Genomic DNA, 20,568 nt, shown 5'->3' on the forward strand with positions numbered 1-20,568 from the left:
TAAAAGGTTGATTTCTGGGTTTGCTTAGATATTTGCTAGATTGATTTCATTGCTGCTTCAAAGAATGAGACGGCTTTTTTTGCGTTCTCTTTTGAGAGGTAAAAAGAAGCGTGACCCTCCCACAGCTATAGAGCTTTTAGGCGGGAAAACCACACTTCTTTCTTGAATTAATTTTACATCATTTTGACTTAAAAAACAAATAGAGGCGTCCCACCTCCTACCGCAGAAAGATCTGTTTCAAGGGGAGATGGAAAACCTCTATTCGTTAATTTAATTATAGCCTAAAAAACTTTTAAATACAAGGCTATTGAGATAGTAAGGGGGAAAAAAGAAGTAACCATCATTCCGACCACATAGTAGACAGGGGGGAACAAGATTACTTCCTTTATTTACTTAAGTATACAACATTTTTACAAGAAAGCAAAGTAGCAGGTTAGTCTAATGGGGTGCTTGTTGTACTTTAGCAAGTAAGGTGTGCTATAATGCTTTTAACAGGAACTAAAAGCCATTAGTAAATAACTAATATTGGGTCATATTGTTCCGATGTTAGAGAGAAGGAACTTAATGAAATTATGGGAATATGTTGATAAAAATGTTCGCCTTATTTTAGAAGATGGGACCTCCATCAAGGGTAGGGTGGTTGATTGGTTTGACGGTTATGATTTAGATGGTCCTGACGAAATAGTTATAGGTGATCGCTCATATCCTGAAGATATTATCAAGAAAATCAAAATTATTAGTGCTTAGTTCAACCTAGGCGATTTTATCGACTAACTATAAAAAGTATAAGAACTATCGAAAAAATAGCAGAGAGGAAAATAAATGAGTAAACAGCTTTGGAAGTATCTTCGATCAAGGGTTCAGATAGTCACTAATTGCGATAAGATAATCAAGGGACGTGTCATAGACTTTGTTGACGAAATGGACAATGATGAGCAAGATGAAATCACTATTCTCATTGCTAATCCTAGTCCAGATGAAGCTACTGAAATTTCTCTCTTTGAGAGTGAGATTGTCTCGATTAAAACAATCTCATAGGACTTAGAACAATCTAGGTGCTTTTACCTGCCTTATTTGAAAGAAAACACTATGGAAAAGGATTTAGTTTATATGGCAATATTAGATGATTTACAAGAGTTATATGACAATGGTTGGGATGCCTCTTTTGATTATAATGGTCAAGTATGTGGGATTTTTCCTAATTCTGTTCATGATATTGTAGTGGTGATTGGAGATAAGGAATACCAGGTATCATCATTCATTGATCTGATTTCTCTAAAAATTGACGATAACACTTTAGTAGAAATTATGGATGGAATTGAAGTGCAGTATTATTAAAATAAAAATCATCTTTGATGAATGAACTGCACCCCAAAAATTAGATTTTGTCTGTTAAATTTTTGGAACGTAGCTCAATATGCTACAACGTTCTTATTAGGAGGGGAAGGGTAATGGGTTATAGTCAACAAGTATTAGACATGCTCCAGCAAACAGTCAGTGGTCAGATTGATAATTTTTGGGATTTTTCCTTTACGTTTAACGCTCTTTTTGGAGAAGATGCGGAATTTTCCGAGGCTTGGGATAATGAAAACTCTGAAATGTTTGACGCTCTCAATGACTTTGAGTTGATGATATTTTTAGAGGAACATGATCCAAGCGACAAACAAGGTTTTATCGATTTCTTAACACCTTACTACGAAAAAGCAAAGCAATTAGCCAATATTGAAAGGAATATTTAAATGACACTCTGGAAATTTAACCGTACAGATGTAATTATCACGTTAAAAAATGGCGCGGTAGTTAGAGGATTTGTAGAAGACTATTGTGACGCCTCTGACAATGACGAGGAGATTGACTCCTTGCTGGTAGATGTTGATGGAACTCTTTATGAATATTTTGAAGATGAAATCGTCAGCATCATAGAAAGCTAGTAGTGGGAATAGAATCTAAGGAAAAAATCTTGTTTGTTGAGATTGTTTTAGTTGGGATGGTCCTATATGAAAAAGGATGAAATTAAAAAATATTTAGACAAAGATCTTGAATTTAATTATAATAGCCGAGGTGCTTGCTTTTTATCGAGTATATGTGTAGTTGGTTATGATTATGAAGGTCAGCAGTTTGATACAATTGATGAAGCTATGGAAGCTAAAGTATTTGACGGGAAAAGCTTAGTAGATATATGGGATGAAGTTTTTCCACAAGTTTTTTAAAATGAAAAGCACCTTTGATGAACTGCACCCCAAAAGTTAGATTTTTTCTGTCTAACTTTTGGGGTGCAGTTCAAATGTATGAGATATTTTTAGTTTTGATTTAATTTCGATATTTTTCCGGAAAATACTTATTTTTCGGAAAGTCAAGATTTTGTTATTATTTATGATATACTGGTACCGTAATTATATCCTTACAGAGGTTAAGTAAGGGTTTCAGTACACGTCAATAGATGTCAAAATATTGATTTTAAGCGATTTTTGATTTTTGGAAACTCATTATATCGCACTACAAATCAATAAAAACTCTACCTTTTACTCTACCTTTTTTAGATAAATATATCATCTGGATATTGAAGTTAAGCCCTGCTATCATTTCGATGGCAGGGCTTTTTAATGTTTGGGACACTACCTTCTTATCTATATTTTGATGGAGCTGAAGTTGACATCTACAAAGTTTAATGTTAAAATACATTCAAAAATATATTTGAATGAGGTGCTTTATGGTTCAAAATGTTGTTACTTCAATAATCCTGTATTCTGGGACAGCCGTAGACTTACTTATTATCCTAATGTTATTTTTTGCCAAAAGAAAAAGCAGAAAAGACATCATTAACATCTATTTAGGACAATTTCTAGGCTCTGTTAGTCTAATATTGCTAAGTTTACTTTTTGCATTTGTCTTAAATTATATTCCTAGTAAAGAGATTTTAGGTTTGCTCGGTTTGATTCCAATTTTCCTAGGACTCAAAGTTTTGCTTTTAGGAGATTCTGATGGAGAAGCTATTGCAAAAGATGGTTTGCGCAAAGATAATAAAAACCTGATTTTTCTAGTCGCTATGATTACTTTTGCAAGTTGTGGTGCTGACAATATTGGTGTTTTTGTCCCATATTTTATTACCTTAAATTTAGCGAATTTGATAGTGGCTTTACTTACCTTTCTAGTCATGATTTATCTCTTGGTTTTTTCTGCCCAAAAATTGGCACAAGTCCCTTCTGTTGGAGAAACTTTGGAAAAATATAGCAGATGGTTTATTGCCGTTGTTTATTTAGGACTGGGGATGTATATCCTGATTGAAAACAACAGCTTTAACATGCTAAGGACTGTGTTCGGCTAGGAGAAAAAATTATGAAAAAAGATAGTATCTGCCAAGTGAATATTATAAATCAGCAAAATGTTACAACCGCAACGAACTACCTTGAAAAGGAAAAAGTCCAAAAATCACTTCGTATTTTATCAAAGTTTACCGATAATAAACAGATAAATATCATCTTTTATCTCCTTGCTGTTGAAGAACTCTGTGTCTGTGATATAGCCTGTTTACTAAATCTCAGTATGGCATCTGCCTCCCACCATCTTCGTAAACTAGCCAATCAAAACATCTTGGATACTAGAAGAGAGGGGAAAATTATATATTATTTTATAAAAGATGAGGAAATCAAAGACTTTTTTAATCAACTAGGATAACAACTATTTTTACTACTTTATCATGATTATATATAGGACTTATCTATGAAATTTTTTGATAAAAATTACTCACATGAAAGACTACTCGTAGCAAATCTTTAAGAAAAAAGTATAATTTAAAGCAAAGCGACCTAGGTAATGCAGGTCAAGTTAGCCAAGTTTAAAAGGGAGAAATCTGAAAGAAAATGTATCTTTGATAGTAGTCATTTATTGTGAAATATGATATATTTATTGATTAGATGGATGAATATTTCTAAAGTTAAATAAAATATGACAGATACATGCTTTTTAGTGTATCTTGTTTGTACTCAAAATATGAAGTGACTATCCAATATTTAAGATTAATAAATATTATACGATGAGATAGAATACTACAAAATGAAAGGCAACGTAATCTGATGAAGAAAGATAGATTAATTGCATTGACAGATGCTGTTCTAGCAATTATTATGACCATTTTGATTTTAGAGTTAGAAAAACCAACGACACCAAGTCTTCAAGCTTTTTGGGATTTACGGCAAAATTTCTTTGCTTATTTTCTTTCCTTTTTCTGGTTGGGATCGTTATGGATGGCACTAAACACATTATGGGAAAAGGTTGAGAAAATTTCCTCAGAAATTATTTGGTGGAATTTGTTTCTACTCTTGGAGCGGCAGGAGTTCTCTTTGGAGAATTTCATGCCATCCAAGATACCAGTCTGAATGATGTGGTGGACCGGATCTATATAAATGTCAAGGATTTACCGTTTCAGTCCTTGGGAGCTTTAGCTAATATCCTGTCTGATGTTAAGAAGGGACTGATTCAAGACAGTCATATCTGGTCTTTCTTCCAGTCATTTTTCAAACAATATCAGTTGATAATCAGCTTAAATCAGATCTATCAGTTTGTCTATCTTTCTCTGATGGAGATCATGTCCTATCTTCACTTTGATTATTGGAAAAAACGGCTCGGTCAGGAGCTAGTATGAATAAGGAGAACAAATGAGACGTTTAAAAATGTTATGGCATATTATACAGGTTACGGGTTTTACTCGGTTTGCTCTGAGTTTTGTGACCTTTGTTTTTGGGTCAGGAGGCGTGCTTTTCCTAGTTGAACCTGCTATCACAAATTACGGAGACGGTCTTTGGTATGCTTTTGTGACTTCGACGACTGTCGGCTACGGGGATCTCCTAGCTGTGACCTTGATTGGAAGGATTACCAGTGTCTTCTTGACGATTTATGGGCTCATATTTTTTGGCTGTTTATCAGCTGTTATTATTAATTATTATACCGATTTAAATAAGGAAAGAGGAGAGGACAAATGACTGCCAATTATTCAACACGGGAATACCGTGAGAAATTATACGATGACCTTCATGTTCGATTGAGAGATACAGCGATTTTGATGTGTGCAATTTTTATTGCCTCTATCGGTCTAAATATGAATTCAACAGCTGTTATTATTGGAGCCATGTTAATTTCACCTCTCATGACACCGATTGTTGGACTGGGATTCGGTTTAGCTATTTTTGATACGCGTTTAATCAAGCAATCTCTAGAGGTTTTATTGACTCAAGTGTTGGTCAGTTTGCTTGTCTCGACTCTGTATTTCTGGATTTCTCCCTTGTCTTATGCAAGTAGCGAGTTGATCGCACGAACCTCTCCAACCATTTGGGATGTTCTCATTGCTATTGCTGGTGGGATTGCTGGTGTGATCGGTTCAAGGAAAAAAGAAGCAAACAATATCGTGCCAGGAGTAGCCATTGCTACAGCTTTGATGCCGCCTATCTGTACTGCTGGCTATGGTTTAGCTAATGGGAATGTACGATTTTTATTGGGGGCTCTCTATCTTTTCTTGATCAACTGTGTCTTTATCATGCTAGCCAACATTGTTGGAACAAGAATTTTGATGAGAAAATCTCCTTTAACTTCATTTAAAGAGCTGAGCATTAAAATGAGAATTGGCTTGATTTCTTTGATTGTATTGTTGATTCTTCCAGCTAGCTATTCGGCAGTTACTCTGACAATAGAACAAGCGCGCAAAGAAGGGATCAAACAGTTTGTAGGAAAAGAGTTCGCCAATTATACGGTTATTAATCAAGTCTACAAGTCAAGTAACAATGAATTGGTCTTGACGGTTGTTGGAGATCCGATTTCAGAAGAAGAATTAGAAACACTCCACCAAAAACAAGCCTCTTACGGTATTCAATCTGTTCAATTGAAAGTGAATCAAGTTCAGAACTCGCCAACATTAGATAGTGAAGCGACCAAGGAATTTTATGAAAACATTGACAAGTATATTGATCAAAAACTCTCTGAAAAAGATTCACAAAACGATCTCGTAAAAGAAAATGAAGCAGACAAGGATTGAGGACAATGAACTGAATCGGTTTTTACGCCGTGTTTTTCTTGTATCTTCCTCTTTCTTACTTATAGCAGGTTGTTTTTGCTTGAATAAGAAATAAATTAGAAGTTCTATCATCTAAGAAAAATGATGAAAAAAATCATTTAACTAATGGTGTGAACGTTTAGTGTTTATCAGCTCCATTCTCTGTAATTTTGGGGGTAAAATCCACACCATTTAGATAAAATTAGTTGAATTTGATTGGAAAAACGCTTTTATAAAAGCGGAGAAAAGTCTTGATATTACGCTGTTTTTAGTCCAACTGAAATTCATACTTTCCAAACCAGGTCTTACGATTTGTAAGTAAAAGAGCAAATAAAAAAGAGGAGCTTGACACTAAAGTTCCTCTTCTTTTTAAATAAACGAATCAGTTTCTTATTACATAAAAGGTAGTGAAAAAGGTAGTGATTCGATTGATTCATATCGCAATGTAGTGAAATTTCGAAATTCAAGAATTGCTTTAAATCAAGGTTTCTAAAGTCTACTGACGTGTAGTGAACCCTTATTTAACCTCTGTAAACACAACGTGTTTGCGAAGTTTTGGTGAGTATTTCTTCAATTGAAGACGGTCTGGAGTGTTACGTTTGTTTTTAGAAGTAAGGTACAAGCGTTCACCAGATTCTTTGTGTTCAAGTGTGATATTTACGCGCATGGTATCTCCCTTCTATTATTCAGCTGATGCAGCTTTAGCGATTTTACGTCCTTTGTAGTATCCTTTAAGTGATACACGGTGAGAACGTGAGTAATCTCCAGTAGTTTCGTCAAAGTTTACAGATGGAGCTGTTACTTTGTAGTGGGTACGACGTTTGTTTTTCTTCGCTTTTGAAGTGCGACGTGCAGGTACTGCCATTTTGATTTCTCCTTTTAAGATATAATTCAGTTAGGTTTGATTTTCATCAACTTTAATAGTATATCAAAACTTTTTTGTAAAGTAAAGTTACTTGACAAAAAAAGATGAAAAAATTAGAAGCTAGTAATCGAAATTTTCTGAAAATTCAAGAATTTTATTCTGTTCTTCATGCGGAAATTGTGCTATAATGGTAAAAACTGAAATGGGAGGGAACAAATGACAGAATTAGATACACGTCACCGCAGTAGCGTTTATGACAGTATGGTTAAATCACCAAACCGTGCTATGCTTCGTGCGACTGGTATGACAGATAAGGACTTTGAAACACCGATTGTGGGAGTGATTTCGACTTGGGCGGAAAATACACCATGTAACATTCACTTGCATGATTTCGGGAAATTGGCTAAAGAAGGTGTCAAATCTGCAGGTGCTTGGCCGGTACAGTTTGGAACCATTACCGTAGCGGACGGGATTGCCATGGGAACGCCTGGTATGCGTTTCTCTCTAACATCTCGTGATATCATCGCAGACTCTATCGAGGCGGCTATGGGTGGTCACAACGTCGATGCCTTCGTCGCTATCGGTGGCTGTGATAAGAACATGCCTGGTTCTATGATTGCCATTGCCAATATGGATATTCCAGCTATTTTCGCCTATGGTGGAACCATTGCACCGGGAAATCTTGATGGCAAAGACATTGACTTGGTGTCTGTTTTTGAGGGTATCGGAAAATGGAACCACGGTGACATGACAGCTGAGGACGTGAAACGTCTCGAATGTAATGCCTGCCCTGGCCCTGGTGGCTGTGGTGGTATGTATACAGCTAATACCATGGCGACTGCTATCGAAGTTCTAGGGATGAGCTTACCAGGCTCTTCATCTCACCCAGCTGAATCAGCTGACAAGAAAGAAGATATCGAAGCAGCAGGACGAGCTGTTGTCAAGATGCTGGAGCTTGGTCTCAAACCATCAGATATCTTGACTCGTGAAGCTTTTGAAGATGCCATCACTGTAACTATGGCTCTCGGTGGTTCTACAAATGCCACTCTTCACTTGCTTGCTATTGCCCATGCGGCTAATGTTGACTTGTCCCTTGAGGACTTCAATACGATCCAAGAACGTGTGCCTCACTTGGCTGACTTGAAACCATCTGGTAAGTATGTCTTCCAAGATCTCTACGAAGTCGGTGGTGTGCCAGCGGTTATGAAATACCTCTTGGCAAATGGTTTCCTTCATGGAGACCGCATCACATGTACTGGTAAGACTGTTGCTGAGAACTTAGCTGACTTTGCAGACCTTACCCCAGGTCAAAAAGTCATCATGCCACTTGAAAATCCAAAACGTGCAGATGGTCCGCTTATCATCTTGAACGGGAACCTCGCTCCTGATGGCGCGGTTGCTAAAGTATCAGGTGTGAAAGTGCGTCGCCACATTGGACCGGCTAAGGTCTTTGACTCAGAAGAAGATGCTATTCAGGCAGTTCTGACAGACGAAATCGTTGATGGCGATGTTGTCGTTGTTCGTTTCGTGGGACCTAAGGGCGGTCCTGGTATGCCTGAGATGCTGTCACTTTCATCCATGATTGTTGGTAAAGGTCAAGGAGACAAGGTTGCCCTCTTGACAGACGGACGCTTCTCTGGTGGTACTTATGGTCTGGTTGTTGGACATATCGCCCCTGAAGCTCAGGATGGTGGACCGATTGCCTACCTCCGTACAGGCGATATCGTTACAGTTGACCAAGATACCAAAGAAATTTCCATGGCCGTATCCGAAGAAGAACTTGAAAAACGCAAGGCAGAAACAACCTTGCCACCACTTTATAGCCGTGGTGTACTCGGTAAATATGCCCACATCGTATCATCTGCTTCTCGCGGAGCTGTGACAGACTTCTGGAATATGGACAAGTCAGGTAAAAAATAAACTCATACTCTTCGAAAATCTCTTCAAACCACATCAACATCGCCTTGCCGTACTCAAGTACAGCCTGCGGCTAGTTTCCTAGTTTGCTCTTTGATTTTCATTGAGTATCAAAAAGCAAGCCATCTTCGGCTTGCTTCTTTTTATCTTCAAAAGTGATTTGCCTGCTTAACGAGGTGGCAGTCCAAGGGCAATACGGCCGTAGCGACTGATTCGTGTGATCTTCCAGGCAGGCGACCAGGTAACTTCAACCTTGACATCTTCGATACCCTCGATTTGTTTCAGACCGGCCACGATTTCGATAGGCAGGCTTTCGGCGCAATCGCAGGCAGTGTCGGTAAAGGTCATGACAATCTTACAGAGACCTGTTTCATCCAGATTAATTTCATAAATCAAGCCCAGATTGTACACATCCAATTCCACATCTGTATCAAAAACCTTCTCTAGTTTTTCGATAATTTGGTCTTGTAAGGCCAAAGCGCGGTCATTGATTTTGATATCGTCTCTCATAACAGTCCCTCCACGTGATAAATATCCTCTATTTTCTCATAATTCTGACAATTTGGCAAGTTTTTGATGAATTTTCTGAAAAGACTCTCTTGAGATTTTCTCCTCTCACTGTTTTAATCCCTCTATTTATGGTAAAATAAGACTATTAAGTTTAAAGAGGATTCCCTATGAAATTACAAAAACCAAAAGGAACGCAGGATATTTTACCGGCTGAGTCTGCCAAGTGGCAGTATGTTGAGGGCTTTGCCCGTGAAATTTTCAAGCGCTATAACTATGCAGAAGTGCGCACGCCTATTTTTGAGCATTACGAGGTCATCAGTCGCTCTGTCGGAGATACAACGGATATCGTAACCAAGGAAATGTACGATTTTTATGACAAGGGTGACCGCCATATTACCCTCCGTCCAGAAGGAACTGCGCCCGTTGTCCGCTCTTATGTGGAAAATAAACTCTTCGCCCCAGAAGTGCAAAAGCCAAGTAAGTTCTATTACATGGGTCCTATGTTCCGTTATGAGCGTCCACAAGCAGGTCGTTTGCGCCAGTTCCACCAGATTGGTGTCGAGTGCTTTGGCTCTAGTAATCCAGCTACCGATGTGGAAACCATCGCTATGGCGGCTCATTTCTTGAAAGAAATCGGCATCCAAGGTGTCAAATTGCACCTCAATACGCTTGGAAATCCTGAGAGCCGTGCAGCCTACCGTCAGGCCTTGATCGACTATTTAACACCGCTCAAGGAGACCTTGTCGAAGGATAGCCAACGTCGTTTGGAGGAAAATCCTCTCCGTGTCTTGGACTCTAAGGAAAAAGAAGACAAGGTGGCAGTAGAAAATGCGCCGTCTATCTTGGACTTCCTTGATGAAGAAAGCCAATCCCACTTTGATGCTGTGCGTCAGATGTTGGAAAATCTGGGTGTAGACTATATCATCGATACCAATATGGTGCGCGGTCTGGACTATTACAACCACACGATTTTCGAGTTCATCACTGAGATTGAGGGCAATGACTTGACGGTCTGTGCGGGTGGTCGCTACGATGGTTTGGTTGCCTACTTTGGTGGTCCTGAAACTGCTGGATTTGGATTTGGCCTTGGTGTAGAGCGCCTGCTTCTCATCCTTGAAAAACAAGGGGTGGCCCTCCCTATCGAAAACGCTCTAGATGTTTATATCGCAGTCTTGGGTGAAGGAGCAAATGTTAAGGCCTTGGAATTGGTACAAGCCCTTCGCCAACAAGGATTCAAAGCAGAGCGTGATTACCTTAACCGTAAACTCAAAGCTCAGTTCAAGTCCGCCGATGTCTTTGCTGCTAAGACCCTCATCACTCTCGGAGAGAGCGAAGTCGAAAGCGGACAAGTGACAGTTAAGAACAACCAAACTCGAGAAGAAGTTCAAGTATCACTTGAGACCATTAGCCAAAACTTTTCAGAAATATTTGAAAAATTAGGCTTTTAATAGTAGAAAAACTGGTCAGGATCTTATTCCTGACCTTTTTCTTTTGCAAAATGACAAAAATCTTAAACTTTTTGACAAATATGCTTGTCAAAAAGAAAAAGATGTGTTACAATGTAAGCAAGTTAAGAGTAAAGGAGAAGGGAATGCTTAAAAATCGTTTAAAAGAGCTTCGGGCTCGCGATGGTCTCAATCAGACCGAACTTGCCAAGCTAGCAGGAGTTTCCAGACAGACCATCAGTTTGTTAGAACGGGATGAGTACACCCCATCCATCGTTATTGCCCTGAAGATTGCTCAGATATTCCATGAGCCAGTCGAGTCAGTCTTTCGTATAGAGGAGGATGAGGAATGAATAAGTATAAAGTAATTTATTATATGAGTGTTTTTGCCTTTATTGTGAATGCTTTTGCTATGATTGGAACATTACTGGGTTGGTTCTATTTTGTTGAAAGTAAGTATTTGTTTTGGATTAATTTAGTCCTCTTGTCCATTTTCAATCGGTTGAAGAAAAAGGAGAAAAATGATGAACAAGTATAAAGTAATCTATTATGTAGTTGCCATAGCTCTATTAGTCAGCGTATTTCTACTGATTGGGATGGACCTAGGCTGGTTTAATCCATATCAAAGCGACCAATTTGTTTGGACCTACTTTGCTCTCATCCCAGTAGTTGACTGGATTGAAAAGAAATCCAAAAATCTAGCAAGTGAAAAAGGAGAATGAATATGAAAAAGTTTTTAGCAGGTTTTCAAGTCGATACTGAGCACAAAGAACTTGCGGGTGTTTGTGCAGGTTTAGGAAATTATTTTAACATTCAAGCCAATATCGTTCGTTTGGTGACAGTCTTGCTGTTTCTCTCTTCGACAGAGATTGGGATTATAACAGTAACTCTCTATGCCTATCTAGCAGGTTGGCTTGGCAATGAACCCTTGGGAGATGGAGCAAAAAAAGCTAGAAACCAAGCTATTCTCTTGTTTGCTGTTTGTTTGATTTTGGTGTCACTTGGAACAGAAGGTTTGGTCGCTATCTTTGAGTCAGGTAAGGACTTTGGTCAATGGTTGGTTGGATTAGTTTAGAAAGAGGATGAATATGAAAAAGAAACGTGGATTGTTATTTTTAATGGCTTTGATCTTGGGAGGCTTCTTGGGCATGTTTGCAGGGATGTTTAAGGCCTATACCGAAAACTATGGAACCATTTTAGATGTCAAAATCGTGATTCCATGGATATCATCTATTTGTTTACTGTTAGGTTTCATTAGTATGTTTTTGACTTTCGATTTCTTAAAGAAAAGCAGAAAATTTCACTCCTTGTATCAAGAGGAAATGGATGATGATCTGAATGAAACCTATTATGTACAAATGTATCGTAATCTCGAGTTTGGAACTATTGCTTTTAATAGTGCAGGCGTAGCGATTTTTTTGGCTCTTTTCATCTCAGGTAGTGAAGTAATTGTACTAAATATCAGCTATATAACCTTATCTCTTTCTTTTTTGGCATTAGTGATGATTTTCAGTGCTCAAAAATATCTCTATAAGACCATTGCGATCGTTCGTCAGTTTGATTTGGAATTCTTCTCTACACCAAAAGATGTCTTGGACTATATAAACTCCTACGATGAAGGGGAGCGCAAGGCTAATTTAGAACAGAGTTTTCGAATTTTATTCCAATTAAACCAGTATGTCTTGCCAACTCTCTATTTTCTAATCGTTCTCTTTTCCTTACTGACAGGAGAAATTCAGTTACTAGCCTTCTTGCTTGTAGGAGCGATCCATATTTATATCAATGTGATGCAATTACCTATGGTAAAACGTTATTTCAAATAGGAGTCTTTTATGAAATTACTTAAAAATCTTGGCTGGTTTCTTCTAGCTGTCCTATCCTTTTACTTTGGCTATGGTCTGATTCAGAGTATGGCTTTATCAGCGCTTGACCTAGGGGCTTCGATCTTTGGAGTCTTGCCACTCTATATCGCTCTGTCAGGGGCCTATGTTTATGGAGTTTACAGATGGTATCAGACAGAAAAGGTTAGCATCCAGACGACAGCTTTTAATCGTTATATCTGGTTGCCTACTCTGGTTTTGCTAGTGGCGATTACAGCTCAGTTCTTTTTGCCAGAAGATCCGTCAGTCAATCAACAAATCGTATCACAATTGACAGTTGCTCAGCCTGTATTTGGTTTCTTTATGGTGGTAGTCTTTGCTCCTCTGACGGAAGAACTCATCTTTAGAGGGATGCTGGCGCGCTATCTCTTTCCTAAGCAGAACAACAGCAAACAGACAGCTCTGTTTCTCCTCGTATCAAGTGTGCTTTTTGCCTTGATTCATTTTCCAGGGACTTTGCAACAGTTTTTAGTTTATGCTAGTCTGGGATTGAGTTTGGGACTGGCTTATGTAAGCCGAAAAGGTCTTCTTTACAGCATTTCTCTCCACGCTTTGAATAATTTAATCGGCTTTTTGATGATACTCATGCTATAATAGAGTCAGGAGGTCACATGAAACGAGTAATTTTATTAGCAGTGATACAGGCGGTCGTTCTCTTCTTTATCATCGGGGCACTTGCCTATGCCTTTAAAGGCGACTTCTTTTACAACTATCTAGCGGTTGTCTTTGCGCCTATTGCAGGTGTCTTGCGTTTTGCGACAGCTTATGCGACGGAGATTGTTCTACCTAAAAAGGCAGCTGAGATTGCTGAAAAGCGTAAAAAAGGTTAAGAATCATAATCAGAGAATCCGATGACGTTTTCATCGGATTTTTTGTCTGTTCGTTTTGATTTCTAAAGACAATCAAACTTTTCTGCTGATTTTCATGAAGAGCCTGCGCTTTTATGGTAAAATAGTAACAGAATAAAAGAGGAGAGAAAACATGAAACGTAGTATGTATGCTGGTCGTGTTCGTGAGGAACATATCGGACAAGAAATTACTTTGAAAGGATGGGTTGGCCGTCGTCGTGACTTGGGTGGTTTAATCTTTATCGACCTTCGTGACCGTGAAGGAATCATGCAGTTGGTTATCAACCCTGAAAAAGTATCTGCAGAGGTCATGGCAACAGCTGAAAGTCTTCGCAGTGAGTTTGTCATCGAGGTGACGGGTCAGGTCGCTGCGCGTGAGCAAGCTAATGATAAATTGCCGACTGGTGCAGTTGAGTTGAACGTGACAGCTTTGACGGTGCTTAATACAGCCAAAACAACACCTTTTGAGATTAAAGATGGGATTGAGGCCAATGACGATACACGTTTGCGTTACCGTTACCTTGACCTTCGTCGTCCAGAAATGCTAGAAAACCTTAAGCTTCGTGCCAAGGTGACCCACTCTATCCGTAATTACTTGGATGAGTTGGAGTTTATCGATGTGGAGACGCCATTCCTTTCGAAGTCAACGCCAGAAGGGGCGCGTGACTATTTGGTGCCATCTCGTGTCAATAAAGGGCATTTCTACGCTCTTCCTCAAAGTCCACAAATCACTAAGCAATTGTTGATGAATGCTGGTTTCGACCGCTATTACCAAATCGTCAAATGTTTCCGTGATGAGGACTTGCGTGGTGATCGTCAGCCTGAGTTCACCCAGGTCGACTTGGAAACATCCTTCCTTACGGAGCAAGAAATCCAAGATATTACAGAAGGATTGATTGCGCGCGTGATGAAAGAAACCAAAGGCATCGAAGTAACTCTTCCATTTCCTCGTATGAAGTATGATGATGCTATGGCCTTTTACGGTTCTGATAAGCCAGATACTCGTTTTGATATGTTGCTTCAGGACTTGACAGAAGTGGTTAGAGGTGTTGATTTCAAAGTCTTTTCAGAAGCACCTGCCGTTAAAGCTATTGTGGTCAAAGGAGCTGCGGATAACTACTCACGTAAAGACATTGACAAGATGACTGAAGTAGCTAAACAGTACGGTGCTAAAGGTCTTGCTTGGGTCAAGGTTGTGGATGGAGAATTAAACGGACCAGTTGCCAAGTTCTTGACTGGGATCCAAGCAGAATTGACTGCAGCACTTGGTCTTGAAGATAAGGACTTGGTTCTCTTTGTGGCGGATACGCTTGAGGTAGCCAATGCAACACTAGGCGCCCTTCGTGGACGTATCGCCAAAGAGCTTGGCTTGATTGATAACGATAAATTCAACTTCCTTTGGGTGGTTGATTGGCCAATGTTTGAATGGTCTGAAGAAGAAGGTCGCTACATGAGCGCCCACCATCCGTTCACTCTTCCACAGGAAGAAACAGCTCACGAATTAGAAGGTGATTTGGCTAAGGTTCGTGCCATTGCTTATGATATCGTCTTGAACGGTTATGAGCTTGGTGGTGGTAGCCTTCGTATCAACCAAAAAGACCTTCAAGAACGCATGTTCAAGGCTCTTGGTTTCTCAGCTGAAGAAGCCAATGACCAGTTTGGTTTCCTTCTTGAAGCCATGGACTATGGTTTCCCACCACACGGTGGTTTGGCTATCGGTCTTGACCGTTTTGTGATGCTCTTAGCAGGAGAAGAAAATATCCGTGAAGTCATTGCCTTTCCTAAGAACAATAAGGCAACCGACCCAATGACACAAGCTCCATCAACAGTCGCTCTCAAACAACTAGAGGAACTCAGCTTACAAGTAGAAGAAGATGAAACAAGCAAAACGAATTAAGCGGTGGCGCTATTATTTGCGCCGCTTTGCTTATCAGATAAAAATCTTACGAGTTTTACAAAGTATCTCTCGGGAAAAATATGATGAGAAAGTATCGGCTTCTCTGGTTTATGGCTTTCTGTCAGCAGTAGCAGTCAATTTCTTTTTTCAACCAGGGCACGTTTACTCCAGTGGTGCGACAGGTCTGGCACAGATTATCTCTGCCTTGAGTAATCACTGGTTTGGTTTTTACATTCCGATATCGCTAACCTTTTATGCTATCAATTTTCCGTTGATGATTTTGGCTTGGTATCAGATTGGGCATAAGTTTACAATCTTTACCTTCATCACAGTATCCATGAGTTCCCTCTTTATCCAGCTTGTACCAGTTGTGACCTTGACAGAGGATCCCATTATCAACGCCCTTTTTGGGGGTGTTGTCATGGGCTTGGGGATTGGTTTTGCGCTCCGTAACAATATTTCTAGCGGAGGTACAGATATCGTCAGTCTGACCATTCGAAAGAAAACAGGGAGAAATGTCGGTAGTATTTCTTTCTTAGTGAATGGGACGATTATGCTGATAGCAGGATTGACCTTTGGTTGGAAATACGCCCTCTACTCCATGATTACTATCTTTGTCTCCAGTCGTGTCACAGACGCGGTCTTTACCAAGCAAAAACGCATGCAGGCCATGATTGTGACCAATAATCCTGACAAGGTAATCGCAAAAATCCATAAAAAATTGCACCGCGGAGCAACCATGATCCACGATGCAGAAGGGACCTATAATCATGAGAGAAAAGCAGTCTTGATTACGGTTATCACACGAGCAGAGTTTAATGATTTTAAACACATCATGAAACAGGTCGATCCGACAGCCTTTGTCTCTGTATCCGAAAATGTCCACATCCTCGGACGATTCGTAGAAACAGACAATTAATAATACTCAAAAGACCAGCCTTGGGGCTGGTCTTTATTTTTCGATAATTTTGTGTCCAATCAACTGGCGGTAACAAATCTGTTTATTGTTTTTGGCATCGTTAATAATCTGGAGAATGGTTTCAAAGGAAACGCGCCCGAGTTCTAAGCTATTGATATCCACATAGGCTGCCAAGTTCAGTTTAGGGTTGACCGAGTCAAAGCTGAGGACAGGGACATCCAGTTGGTGTTTTGCGATGTAATCACAGACCCCTGCAGCAAGAAGGCTATCAATAGTAATAATAGCATCAATATTTGGATCATGCTCGAAGAGAAGTTTACTAAAGCGATAACCATTATCTTCAAGAAATTCGGTCGCAAAGTAGGTCAGATTTGGATCAATAGGAAGTTGGTATCGTTTAAGAGCTAACTCATAACCCATTAGACGATCTTGTGTTACGAAAAGTTTTTTGGTTCCTCCTATGAAGGCAATTCGCTTGCATCCTTTTTTGATGAAATATTCTGTTGCATCAAAACCTGCCTGGACATTGTCATTATCGACGAGCGGAATGAAGGGAGATAGAGATTTACCTAAGATAAGGAAAGGAAATTGCTCATCTGCTACTAGCTTAACCAAAGGATCCTCTTCTTGGGCATAGAGGAAAATCAAACCATCTACACGCTTACCATAGACCATCTGGGAAATAGCTTTGAGCCGCTCTTTTGCATCTTTCCCTGTTGCAATCTGAATAGCGTAGTGGTTTTCAGACGCGACTTGGGCGATACCACGAAGGACAGATGGGAAGAAAGGATTTTGGTAAAAGGCATCCGAGTCATCAGGAAGCACCAGGCCGATAACCTGAGTATAGCTGCTAACTAGACTGCGAGCATTGAGGTTGGGATGGTAGTTGAGTTCCTTCATCGCCTTGCGAACTCGTTTTTTGGTTTCATCACTAATCGTTGATTTATTTTGAATGACGCGGGTAACAGTGGAAGGTGAGACACCTGCTGCCTTAGCCACATCTTTAATCGTCACGGGCATAAAAATCTCCTATTTATGGTAATCTGGATCACGGAAATGTGTCTTGTAAAAAATAGTGACCAGATAAAGAACAAAAAGAATGTTTTGTACAGTGATAAGGGTTGACATATTTTGGCCAAAAAGTCCCAAAATAAGCGTAATCAGAGTGGGTAATCCTAAACAGTTCAAGATAAAATGGTAGCACTCTTTAAAAGTCCTAAATGAAAAGAGGCGTGATTTTTTGGTGATATAAAGGAGAAGACTAGCTCCAAGAGAGACAATGAAGAAATTCAATCCAAAGAGGAAGCTTGCACCAAGAACGAGAAAGAGACTGATATAGACCCGATTTTGTTGGTACCAATCTTTAGAAATGGCTTGGGTTAAATCTTCCTTGCTCTGGAAACTCTCCGTTTGAATGGCGTGGTAGCGAATGCGAGTTAGTTCCTTACTTTCCTTACTGATGACGAGTTCTTCGGTATCAAAATGAAGTTGCAAGTCCTTTGGCAATTCCTTGCTTTGGCTCGGGCCAATCAAAAGAGAAGGCTGCTGATTCTTCGTACCTGAGTAGTTCAGCTTTCCATCTACGATTTGTGCATTCTCTGACAAGTCCATGATGGCTTCATCTGTAAGTGGAGTATAGACATTATCGATAAAGGTATCCAGTGGATACGTTTCCTGTGAGCTGTTTTGAATGGCAATCGGAACCATAGACAAACTGATGAGGAAAATGCTCGTAAAGAGAAGCTGAAACCAGTTGAGACCGAAACGTTTTGATAGGGGCTTACGAAATCCCCAAATACTTGAAAAATATGAAAATGGATATGGAAGCATTTGTATCTTTCTAAAAGGTGTTTTCTATATGAGTATTATTATATAGAGAAATGTGCTTTATTTCAAGTCTAGTAGATAAATTGCTTACTGAAAAGCTGATTTTGCTACTATTTGCAGTCTTGTGTCTAATCTTTCAACTTTAGAAACAAGATCAAAATGAAAAAGGGTGGCGGGGATAAATTATCCCTTGTCGCCACCACTTGTAAGTCCTGAAACAAAGTTCTTTTGTAGGAAGAAGAAGAGAATACAGATTGGAAGGGCGATGAGGATAGCACCTGCTGAGAAGTAGGCAATCTTCAAGTTTTTCACATTGCTGACAAAGGTCTGTAGACCAACGGCAACTGTAAAGTATTCTTTCTCACGAAGCAAGAAACTAGAGAGGATATAGTCTCCGAAAGGTCCCATGAAGGCCCAGAGCGCTTGTACTGCAACCATTGGACGAACGAGTGGGAGAACAATTTGCCAGAAGCGACGGAAGTGTCCTGCACCATCTAGTTTTGCTGATTCATCAAGAGACATTGGTACTGTGTCGAAGTAACCTTTCATCAACCAAGCGTTCATTGGGATACCACCACCGACATATAGGAAGATGAGGAACCAGCTATGGTTAAGGGCGTTCAACATAAGGGCCATAACGAAGAAGGCTGTCAAAGCGGCCATAGTTGGCACCATTTGGATGATCAAGAAGAAGACCAAACTTTGTTTACGAGCCAAGAAGTTGTAACGGCTGTAGGCGTAACCAGCAAGTACGATGATACTTGTTTGAACAGCCATTGTAATCAAAGCGATAATCAAAGTGTTGAGGTACCAAGTGCCGTACAAGGTTTCAGTGAAGAGCCCTTGGAAGTTGGCAAAGCTAAAGTCGACATTAGCATCTAGTTTAAAAGCTACGACGTTACCAGTCTTGAAGGCTGACATAATAGTAATCAAAAGTGGATAGATAATCACGATTGAAAGACCAATCAAGTAGAGGTAAGTGAGGGTTTGAGTCAGTCTACGTTTGAGTTTGATTGAGTTATTCATCTTAGACGTCCTCCATATCAAATGCGTGTAGTTTCTTGAATGCGATCATAGAGATAGAGATGACAATGATAGAGATGATCAAGGTAACAGCTGCCGCCATAGAGTATTGAGGAGATGTACCTGTTGTCAAACGATAAATCCATGAGATCAAGATATCAGTTGAACCGGCTCCACCACCAACGCTACCAGGACCTCCGCCGTTGAAGAGGTACATGATAGAGAAGTTGTTAAAGTTGAAGGTGTATTGGCTGATCAATGTTGGTGCTGCAACAGCCAAAATCATAGGGAAAGTGATGTTGCGGAATTTTTGCCAAGCATTGGCACCATCGATATAAGCCGCTTCGTAGAGGTCGTTAGGAATTGACTGCAAGATACCCAAAGTCAAAACGTAGATGTATGGGAATCCTAGCCAACCTTGCATCATAATCAAGGCAATCTTGGTCCAAGTTGGGTCTGTTTTCCAAGGGATAAGAGCACCGTCAAGGAAAGGAAGAACCTTAGCCAAGATAGGCAATACTTGAGTGTTGATCGCTCCGACACTATCGTTAAACATGTTTGAGAATGTCAAGATAGTGATGAAGGCTGGAACAGCCCAAGGAAGAAGGAAAATAACACCAAAGATACGTTTTCCTTTGATAAATGGTTGGTTAGCAATGATAGCGGTGAAGATACCAATCACAATCTGCAAAGTAGAAGCAGACAAGGCCCAGATGATGGTCCAAGAAAGAACCGCACCGAAGGCTGAACGGAAGGTACTTAAACTCCAGATGTTTGTAAAGTTAGTCAAACCAACCCAGTCCAACAATTTGTTTGGTGGCAAGTGTTGGAAGTCATAGTTGGTAAAGGCAATCATCAAGGTTACGATAACTGGGAAGATAATCGCAAATGTCATAGCGACGTAAGATGGGATGATCAAGAGGTAAGGGAAACCATTCTCATAAATACCTTTGATCATATCTTTAAAAGTACGTGGGACAGGAATTCCATTGTTAATACGTTTTGCGATTGTATGTGCATCTTTAATATTTGAGAAATAAAAGAGCACATAAACGACTACAAAGATTAAATGGAAGGCACCACGAATCAGCATAAAGAGGGAATTATCACGACCTGGCTTGTCACCAAGAGTGATCAAATTGTGCAATTCAGGGGCTGCAAGTGCTAGGAAATAAAGAACAAATACGATAGTTACACCAAGGAAGATAAAACCTTTTGCCTTTTGTTTATTGTAAATCTGTCCTAACCCAGGAATCACTGAAAGCAAGGCTGCTTTGCTAGGTTGTTGGTTTTCCATGAATACTCCTTTCATAGGATACGAGATTGAAGTTTGTCTCCAATCACTAGATAGGCAACTGCAATCATTCGTAAATTTATAAAATCAAAGGGGGATT

The 20,568-nt window shown here is 39.7% G+C and carries 30 protein-coding genes and 1 pseudogene; 23 read left to right on the forward strand and 8 right to left on the reverse strand.

Annotated elements, in window-relative coordinates; genetic code table 11:
* Positions 1-564 precede the first annotated feature (564 nt).
* The 6 genes from A6J84_RS08150 (at position 565) to A6J84_RS08175 (ending at position 2,210) form a co-directional block, all read left to right on the forward strand.
* Positions 565-747, forward strand: a complete 183-nt coding sequence (locus A6J84_RS08150) for a hypothetical protein (RefSeq protein ID WP_000780387.1) — start codon at positions 565-567, stop codon at positions 745-747.
* A gap of 75 nt (positions 748-822) precedes the next feature.
* Entirely contained in the window at positions 823-1,038 is a 216-nt protein-coding gene (locus tag A6J84_RS08155; RefSeq protein WP_000043341.1) for a hypothetical protein, read from the forward strand.
* Between the two features lie 72 nt (positions 1,039-1,110).
* A complete protein-coding gene (locus tag A6J84_RS08160; protein ID WP_009013763.1) occupies positions 1,111-1,338 on the forward strand; it encodes a hypothetical protein in 228 nt (75 codons plus the stop codon).
* A 113-nt stretch (positions 1,339-1,451) separates the two neighbouring features.
* A complete protein-coding gene (locus tag A6J84_RS08165; protein ID WP_000542381.1) occupies positions 1,452-1,739 on the forward strand; it encodes a hypothetical protein in 288 nt (95 codons plus the stop codon).
* A complete protein-coding gene (locus A6J84_RS08170) occupies positions 1,740-1,931 on the forward strand; it encodes a hypothetical protein (RefSeq protein WP_000177340.1) in 192 nt (63 codons plus the stop codon).
* 66 nt (positions 1,932-1,997) lie between these two features.
* The gene (locus A6J84_RS08175; protein WP_000710706.1) at positions 1,998-2,210 is read left to right on the forward strand and encodes a hypothetical protein; all 213 of its coding nucleotides are present in this window, start codon (positions 1,998-2,000) and stop codon (positions 2,208-2,210) included.
* Between the two features lie 286 nt (positions 2,211-2,496).
* Here A6J84_RS08175 and A6J84_RS10330 read toward each other — a convergent pair whose 3' ends face one another.
* Positions 2,497-2,682, reverse strand: coding sequence for a hypothetical protein (locus A6J84_RS10330; protein ID WP_009013804.1), 186 nt, complete (start codon positions 2,680-2,682; stop codon positions 2,497-2,499).
* 28 nt (positions 2,683-2,710) lie between these two features.
* Here A6J84_RS10330 and A6J84_RS08185 point away from each other — a divergent pair, with 28 nt between their 5' ends.
* From A6J84_RS08185 to A6J84_RS08210, 6 genes and pseudogenes are all read left to right on the forward strand, one after another.
* Positions 2,711-3,325 carry a CadD family cadmium resistance transporter gene (locus tag A6J84_RS08185; protein WP_000250556.1) on the forward strand — a complete coding sequence of 205 codons (615 nt, stop codon included), beginning with the start codon at positions 2,711-2,713 and terminating at the stop codon, positions 3,323-3,325.
* Positions 3,326-3,336: 11 nt separating this feature from the next.
* Positions 3,337-3,675: a Cd(II)/Zn(II)-sensing metalloregulatory transcriptional regulator CadX gene (gene cadX, locus A6J84_RS08190; RefSeq protein WP_000711083.1), complete on the forward strand. Its 339-nt coding sequence runs from the start codon at positions 3,337-3,339 to the stop codon at positions 3,673-3,675.
* Between the two features lie 398 nt (positions 3,676-4,073).
* A pseudogene (locus tag A6J84_RS08195) lies at positions 4,074-4,319 on the forward strand (TMEM175 family protein); the annotation flags it as partial.
* Positions 4,301-4,642 carry a hypothetical protein gene (locus A6J84_RS08200; protein ID WP_000397556.1) on the forward strand — a complete coding sequence of 114 codons (342 nt, stop codon included), beginning with the start codon at positions 4,301-4,303 and terminating at the stop codon, positions 4,640-4,642. The pseudogene A6J84_RS08195 and the gene A6J84_RS08200, both read left to right, overlap by 19 nt.
* Before the next feature lie 13 nt (positions 4,643-4,655).
* Entirely contained in the window at positions 4,656-4,979 is a 324-nt protein-coding gene (locus A6J84_RS08205) for a potassium channel family protein (RefSeq protein WP_001253404.1), read from the forward strand.
* Positions 4,976-6,025, forward strand: coding sequence for a DUF389 domain-containing protein (locus A6J84_RS08210; RefSeq protein WP_000126416.1), 1,050 nt, complete (start codon positions 4,976-4,978; stop codon positions 6,023-6,025). The genes A6J84_RS08205 and A6J84_RS08210 overlap by 4 nt, the downstream gene beginning before the upstream one ends.
* A 535-nt stretch (positions 6,026-6,560) precedes the next feature.
* On the opposite strand, the gene rpmG is transcribed toward A6J84_RS08210, so the two are convergent.
* Both rpmG and rpmF read right to left on the reverse strand, forming a co-directional pair.
* Entirely contained in the window at positions 6,561-6,710 is a 150-nt protein-coding gene (gene rpmG, locus A6J84_RS08220; protein WP_001265622.1) for a 50S ribosomal protein L33, read from the reverse strand.
* 15 nt (positions 6,711-6,725) lie between these two features.
* Positions 6,726-6,908, reverse strand: coding sequence for a 50S ribosomal protein L32 (rpmF, locus tag A6J84_RS08225; RefSeq protein WP_000290417.1), 183 nt, complete (start codon positions 6,906-6,908; stop codon positions 6,726-6,728).
* 216 nt (positions 6,909-7,124) lie between these two features.
* Here rpmF and ilvD point away from each other — a divergent pair, with 216 nt between their 5' ends.
* Positions 7,125-8,828: a dihydroxy-acid dehydratase gene (ilvD, locus tag A6J84_RS08230; RefSeq protein ID WP_095726394.1), complete on the forward strand. Its 1,704-nt coding sequence runs from the start codon at positions 7,125-7,127 to the stop codon at positions 8,826-8,828.
* Between the two features lie 165 nt (positions 8,829-8,993).
* On the opposite strand, the gene A6J84_RS08235 is transcribed toward ilvD, so the two are convergent.
* Positions 8,994-9,335 (reverse strand): metal-sulfur cluster assembly factor, encoded by a 342-nt coding sequence (locus tag A6J84_RS08235; protein ID WP_001204052.1) that lies wholly within the window; start codon positions 9,333-9,335, stop codon positions 8,994-8,996.
* 167 nt (positions 9,336-9,502) lie between these two features.
* On the opposite strand from A6J84_RS08235, the gene hisS reads away from it, so the two are divergent.
* From hisS to A6J84_RS08285, 10 genes are all read left to right on the forward strand, one after another.
* Complete coding sequence (gene hisS, locus A6J84_RS08240) at positions 9,503-10,783, forward strand: histidine--tRNA ligase (protein ID WP_044020080.1); 1,281 nt, start codon at positions 9,503-9,505, stop codon at positions 10,781-10,783.
* A gap of 143 nt (positions 10,784-10,926) precedes the next feature.
* Positions 10,927-11,133, forward strand: coding sequence for a helix-turn-helix transcriptional regulator (locus A6J84_RS08245; protein ID WP_000916943.1), 207 nt, complete (start codon positions 10,927-10,929; stop codon positions 11,131-11,133).
* On the forward strand, positions 11,130-11,318 hold the full coding sequence (locus A6J84_RS08250; protein ID WP_001046120.1) for a hypothetical protein: 189 nt from the start codon (positions 11,130-11,132) through the stop codon (positions 11,316-11,318). The genes A6J84_RS08245 and A6J84_RS08250 overlap by 4 nt, the downstream gene beginning before the upstream one ends.
* On the forward strand, positions 11,305-11,502 hold the full coding sequence (locus A6J84_RS08255) for a hypothetical protein (protein ID WP_033583605.1): 198 nt from the start codon (positions 11,305-11,307) through the stop codon (positions 11,500-11,502). The genes A6J84_RS08250 and A6J84_RS08255 overlap by 14 nt, the downstream gene beginning before the upstream one ends.
* Positions 11,503-11,504: 2 nt before the next feature.
* Complete coding sequence (locus tag A6J84_RS08260; protein WP_000713857.1) at positions 11,505-11,855, forward strand: PspC domain-containing protein; 351 nt, start codon at positions 11,505-11,507, stop codon at positions 11,853-11,855.
* A 13-nt stretch (positions 11,856-11,868) separates the two neighbouring features.
* Complete coding sequence (locus A6J84_RS08265; RefSeq protein ID WP_000730199.1) at positions 11,869-12,603, forward strand: DUF3169 family protein; 735 nt, start codon at positions 11,869-11,871, stop codon at positions 12,601-12,603.
* A gap of 9 nt (positions 12,604-12,612) precedes the next feature.
* Complete coding sequence (locus tag A6J84_RS08270) at positions 12,613-13,254, forward strand: CPBP family intramembrane glutamic endopeptidase (RefSeq protein WP_049484501.1); 642 nt, start codon at positions 12,613-12,615, stop codon at positions 13,252-13,254.
* A gap of 17 nt (positions 13,255-13,271) precedes the next feature.
* Positions 13,272-13,490 carry a hypothetical protein gene (locus A6J84_RS08275; RefSeq protein ID WP_000832178.1) on the forward strand — a complete coding sequence of 73 codons (219 nt, stop codon included), beginning with the start codon at positions 13,272-13,274 and terminating at the stop codon, positions 13,488-13,490.
* 151 nt (positions 13,491-13,641) lie between these two features.
* Positions 13,642-15,405: an aspartate--tRNA ligase gene (gene aspS, locus A6J84_RS08280; protein ID WP_049549815.1), complete on the forward strand. Its 1,764-nt coding sequence runs from the start codon at positions 13,642-13,644 to the stop codon at positions 15,403-15,405.
* Positions 15,383-16,324: a YitT family protein gene (locus tag A6J84_RS08285; RefSeq protein WP_000806300.1), complete on the forward strand. Its 942-nt coding sequence runs from the start codon at positions 15,383-15,385 to the stop codon at positions 16,322-16,324. Before aspS ends, A6J84_RS08285 begins: the two co-directional genes overlap by 23 nt.
* A gap of 33 nt (positions 16,325-16,357) precedes the next feature.
* Here the strand turns inward: A6J84_RS08285 and A6J84_RS08290 are convergent, their stop codons facing one another.
* The 4 genes from A6J84_RS08290 to A6J84_RS08305 form a co-directional block, all read right to left on the reverse strand.
* Positions 16,358-17,344 carry a LacI family DNA-binding transcriptional regulator gene (locus A6J84_RS08290; RefSeq protein ID WP_045618053.1) on the reverse strand — a complete coding sequence of 329 codons (987 nt, stop codon included), beginning with the start codon at positions 17,342-17,344 and terminating at the stop codon, positions 16,358-16,360.
* A 9-nt stretch (positions 17,345-17,353) separates the two neighbouring features.
* Complete coding sequence (locus tag A6J84_RS08295; RefSeq protein ID WP_095726395.1) at positions 17,354-18,154, reverse strand: DUF1189 domain-containing protein; 801 nt, start codon at positions 18,152-18,154, stop codon at positions 17,354-17,356.
* Between the two features lie 180 nt (positions 18,155-18,334).
* Entirely contained in the window at positions 18,335-19,177 is an 843-nt protein-coding gene (locus tag A6J84_RS08300) for a sugar ABC transporter permease (protein WP_001065654.1), read from the reverse strand.
* A 1-nt stretch (position 19,178) separates the two neighbouring features.
* Positions 19,179-20,471, reverse strand: a complete 1,293-nt coding sequence (locus A6J84_RS08305; protein ID WP_000431414.1) for a carbohydrate ABC transporter permease — start codon at positions 20,469-20,471, stop codon at positions 19,179-19,181.
* Positions 20,472-20,568: the final 97 nt, after the last annotated feature.

It is taken from the genome of Streptococcus sp. FDAARGOS_256 (genome assembly GCF_002289235.2).
Classification (GTDB): domain Bacteria; phylum Bacillota; class Bacilli; order Lactobacillales; family Streptococcaceae; genus Streptococcus.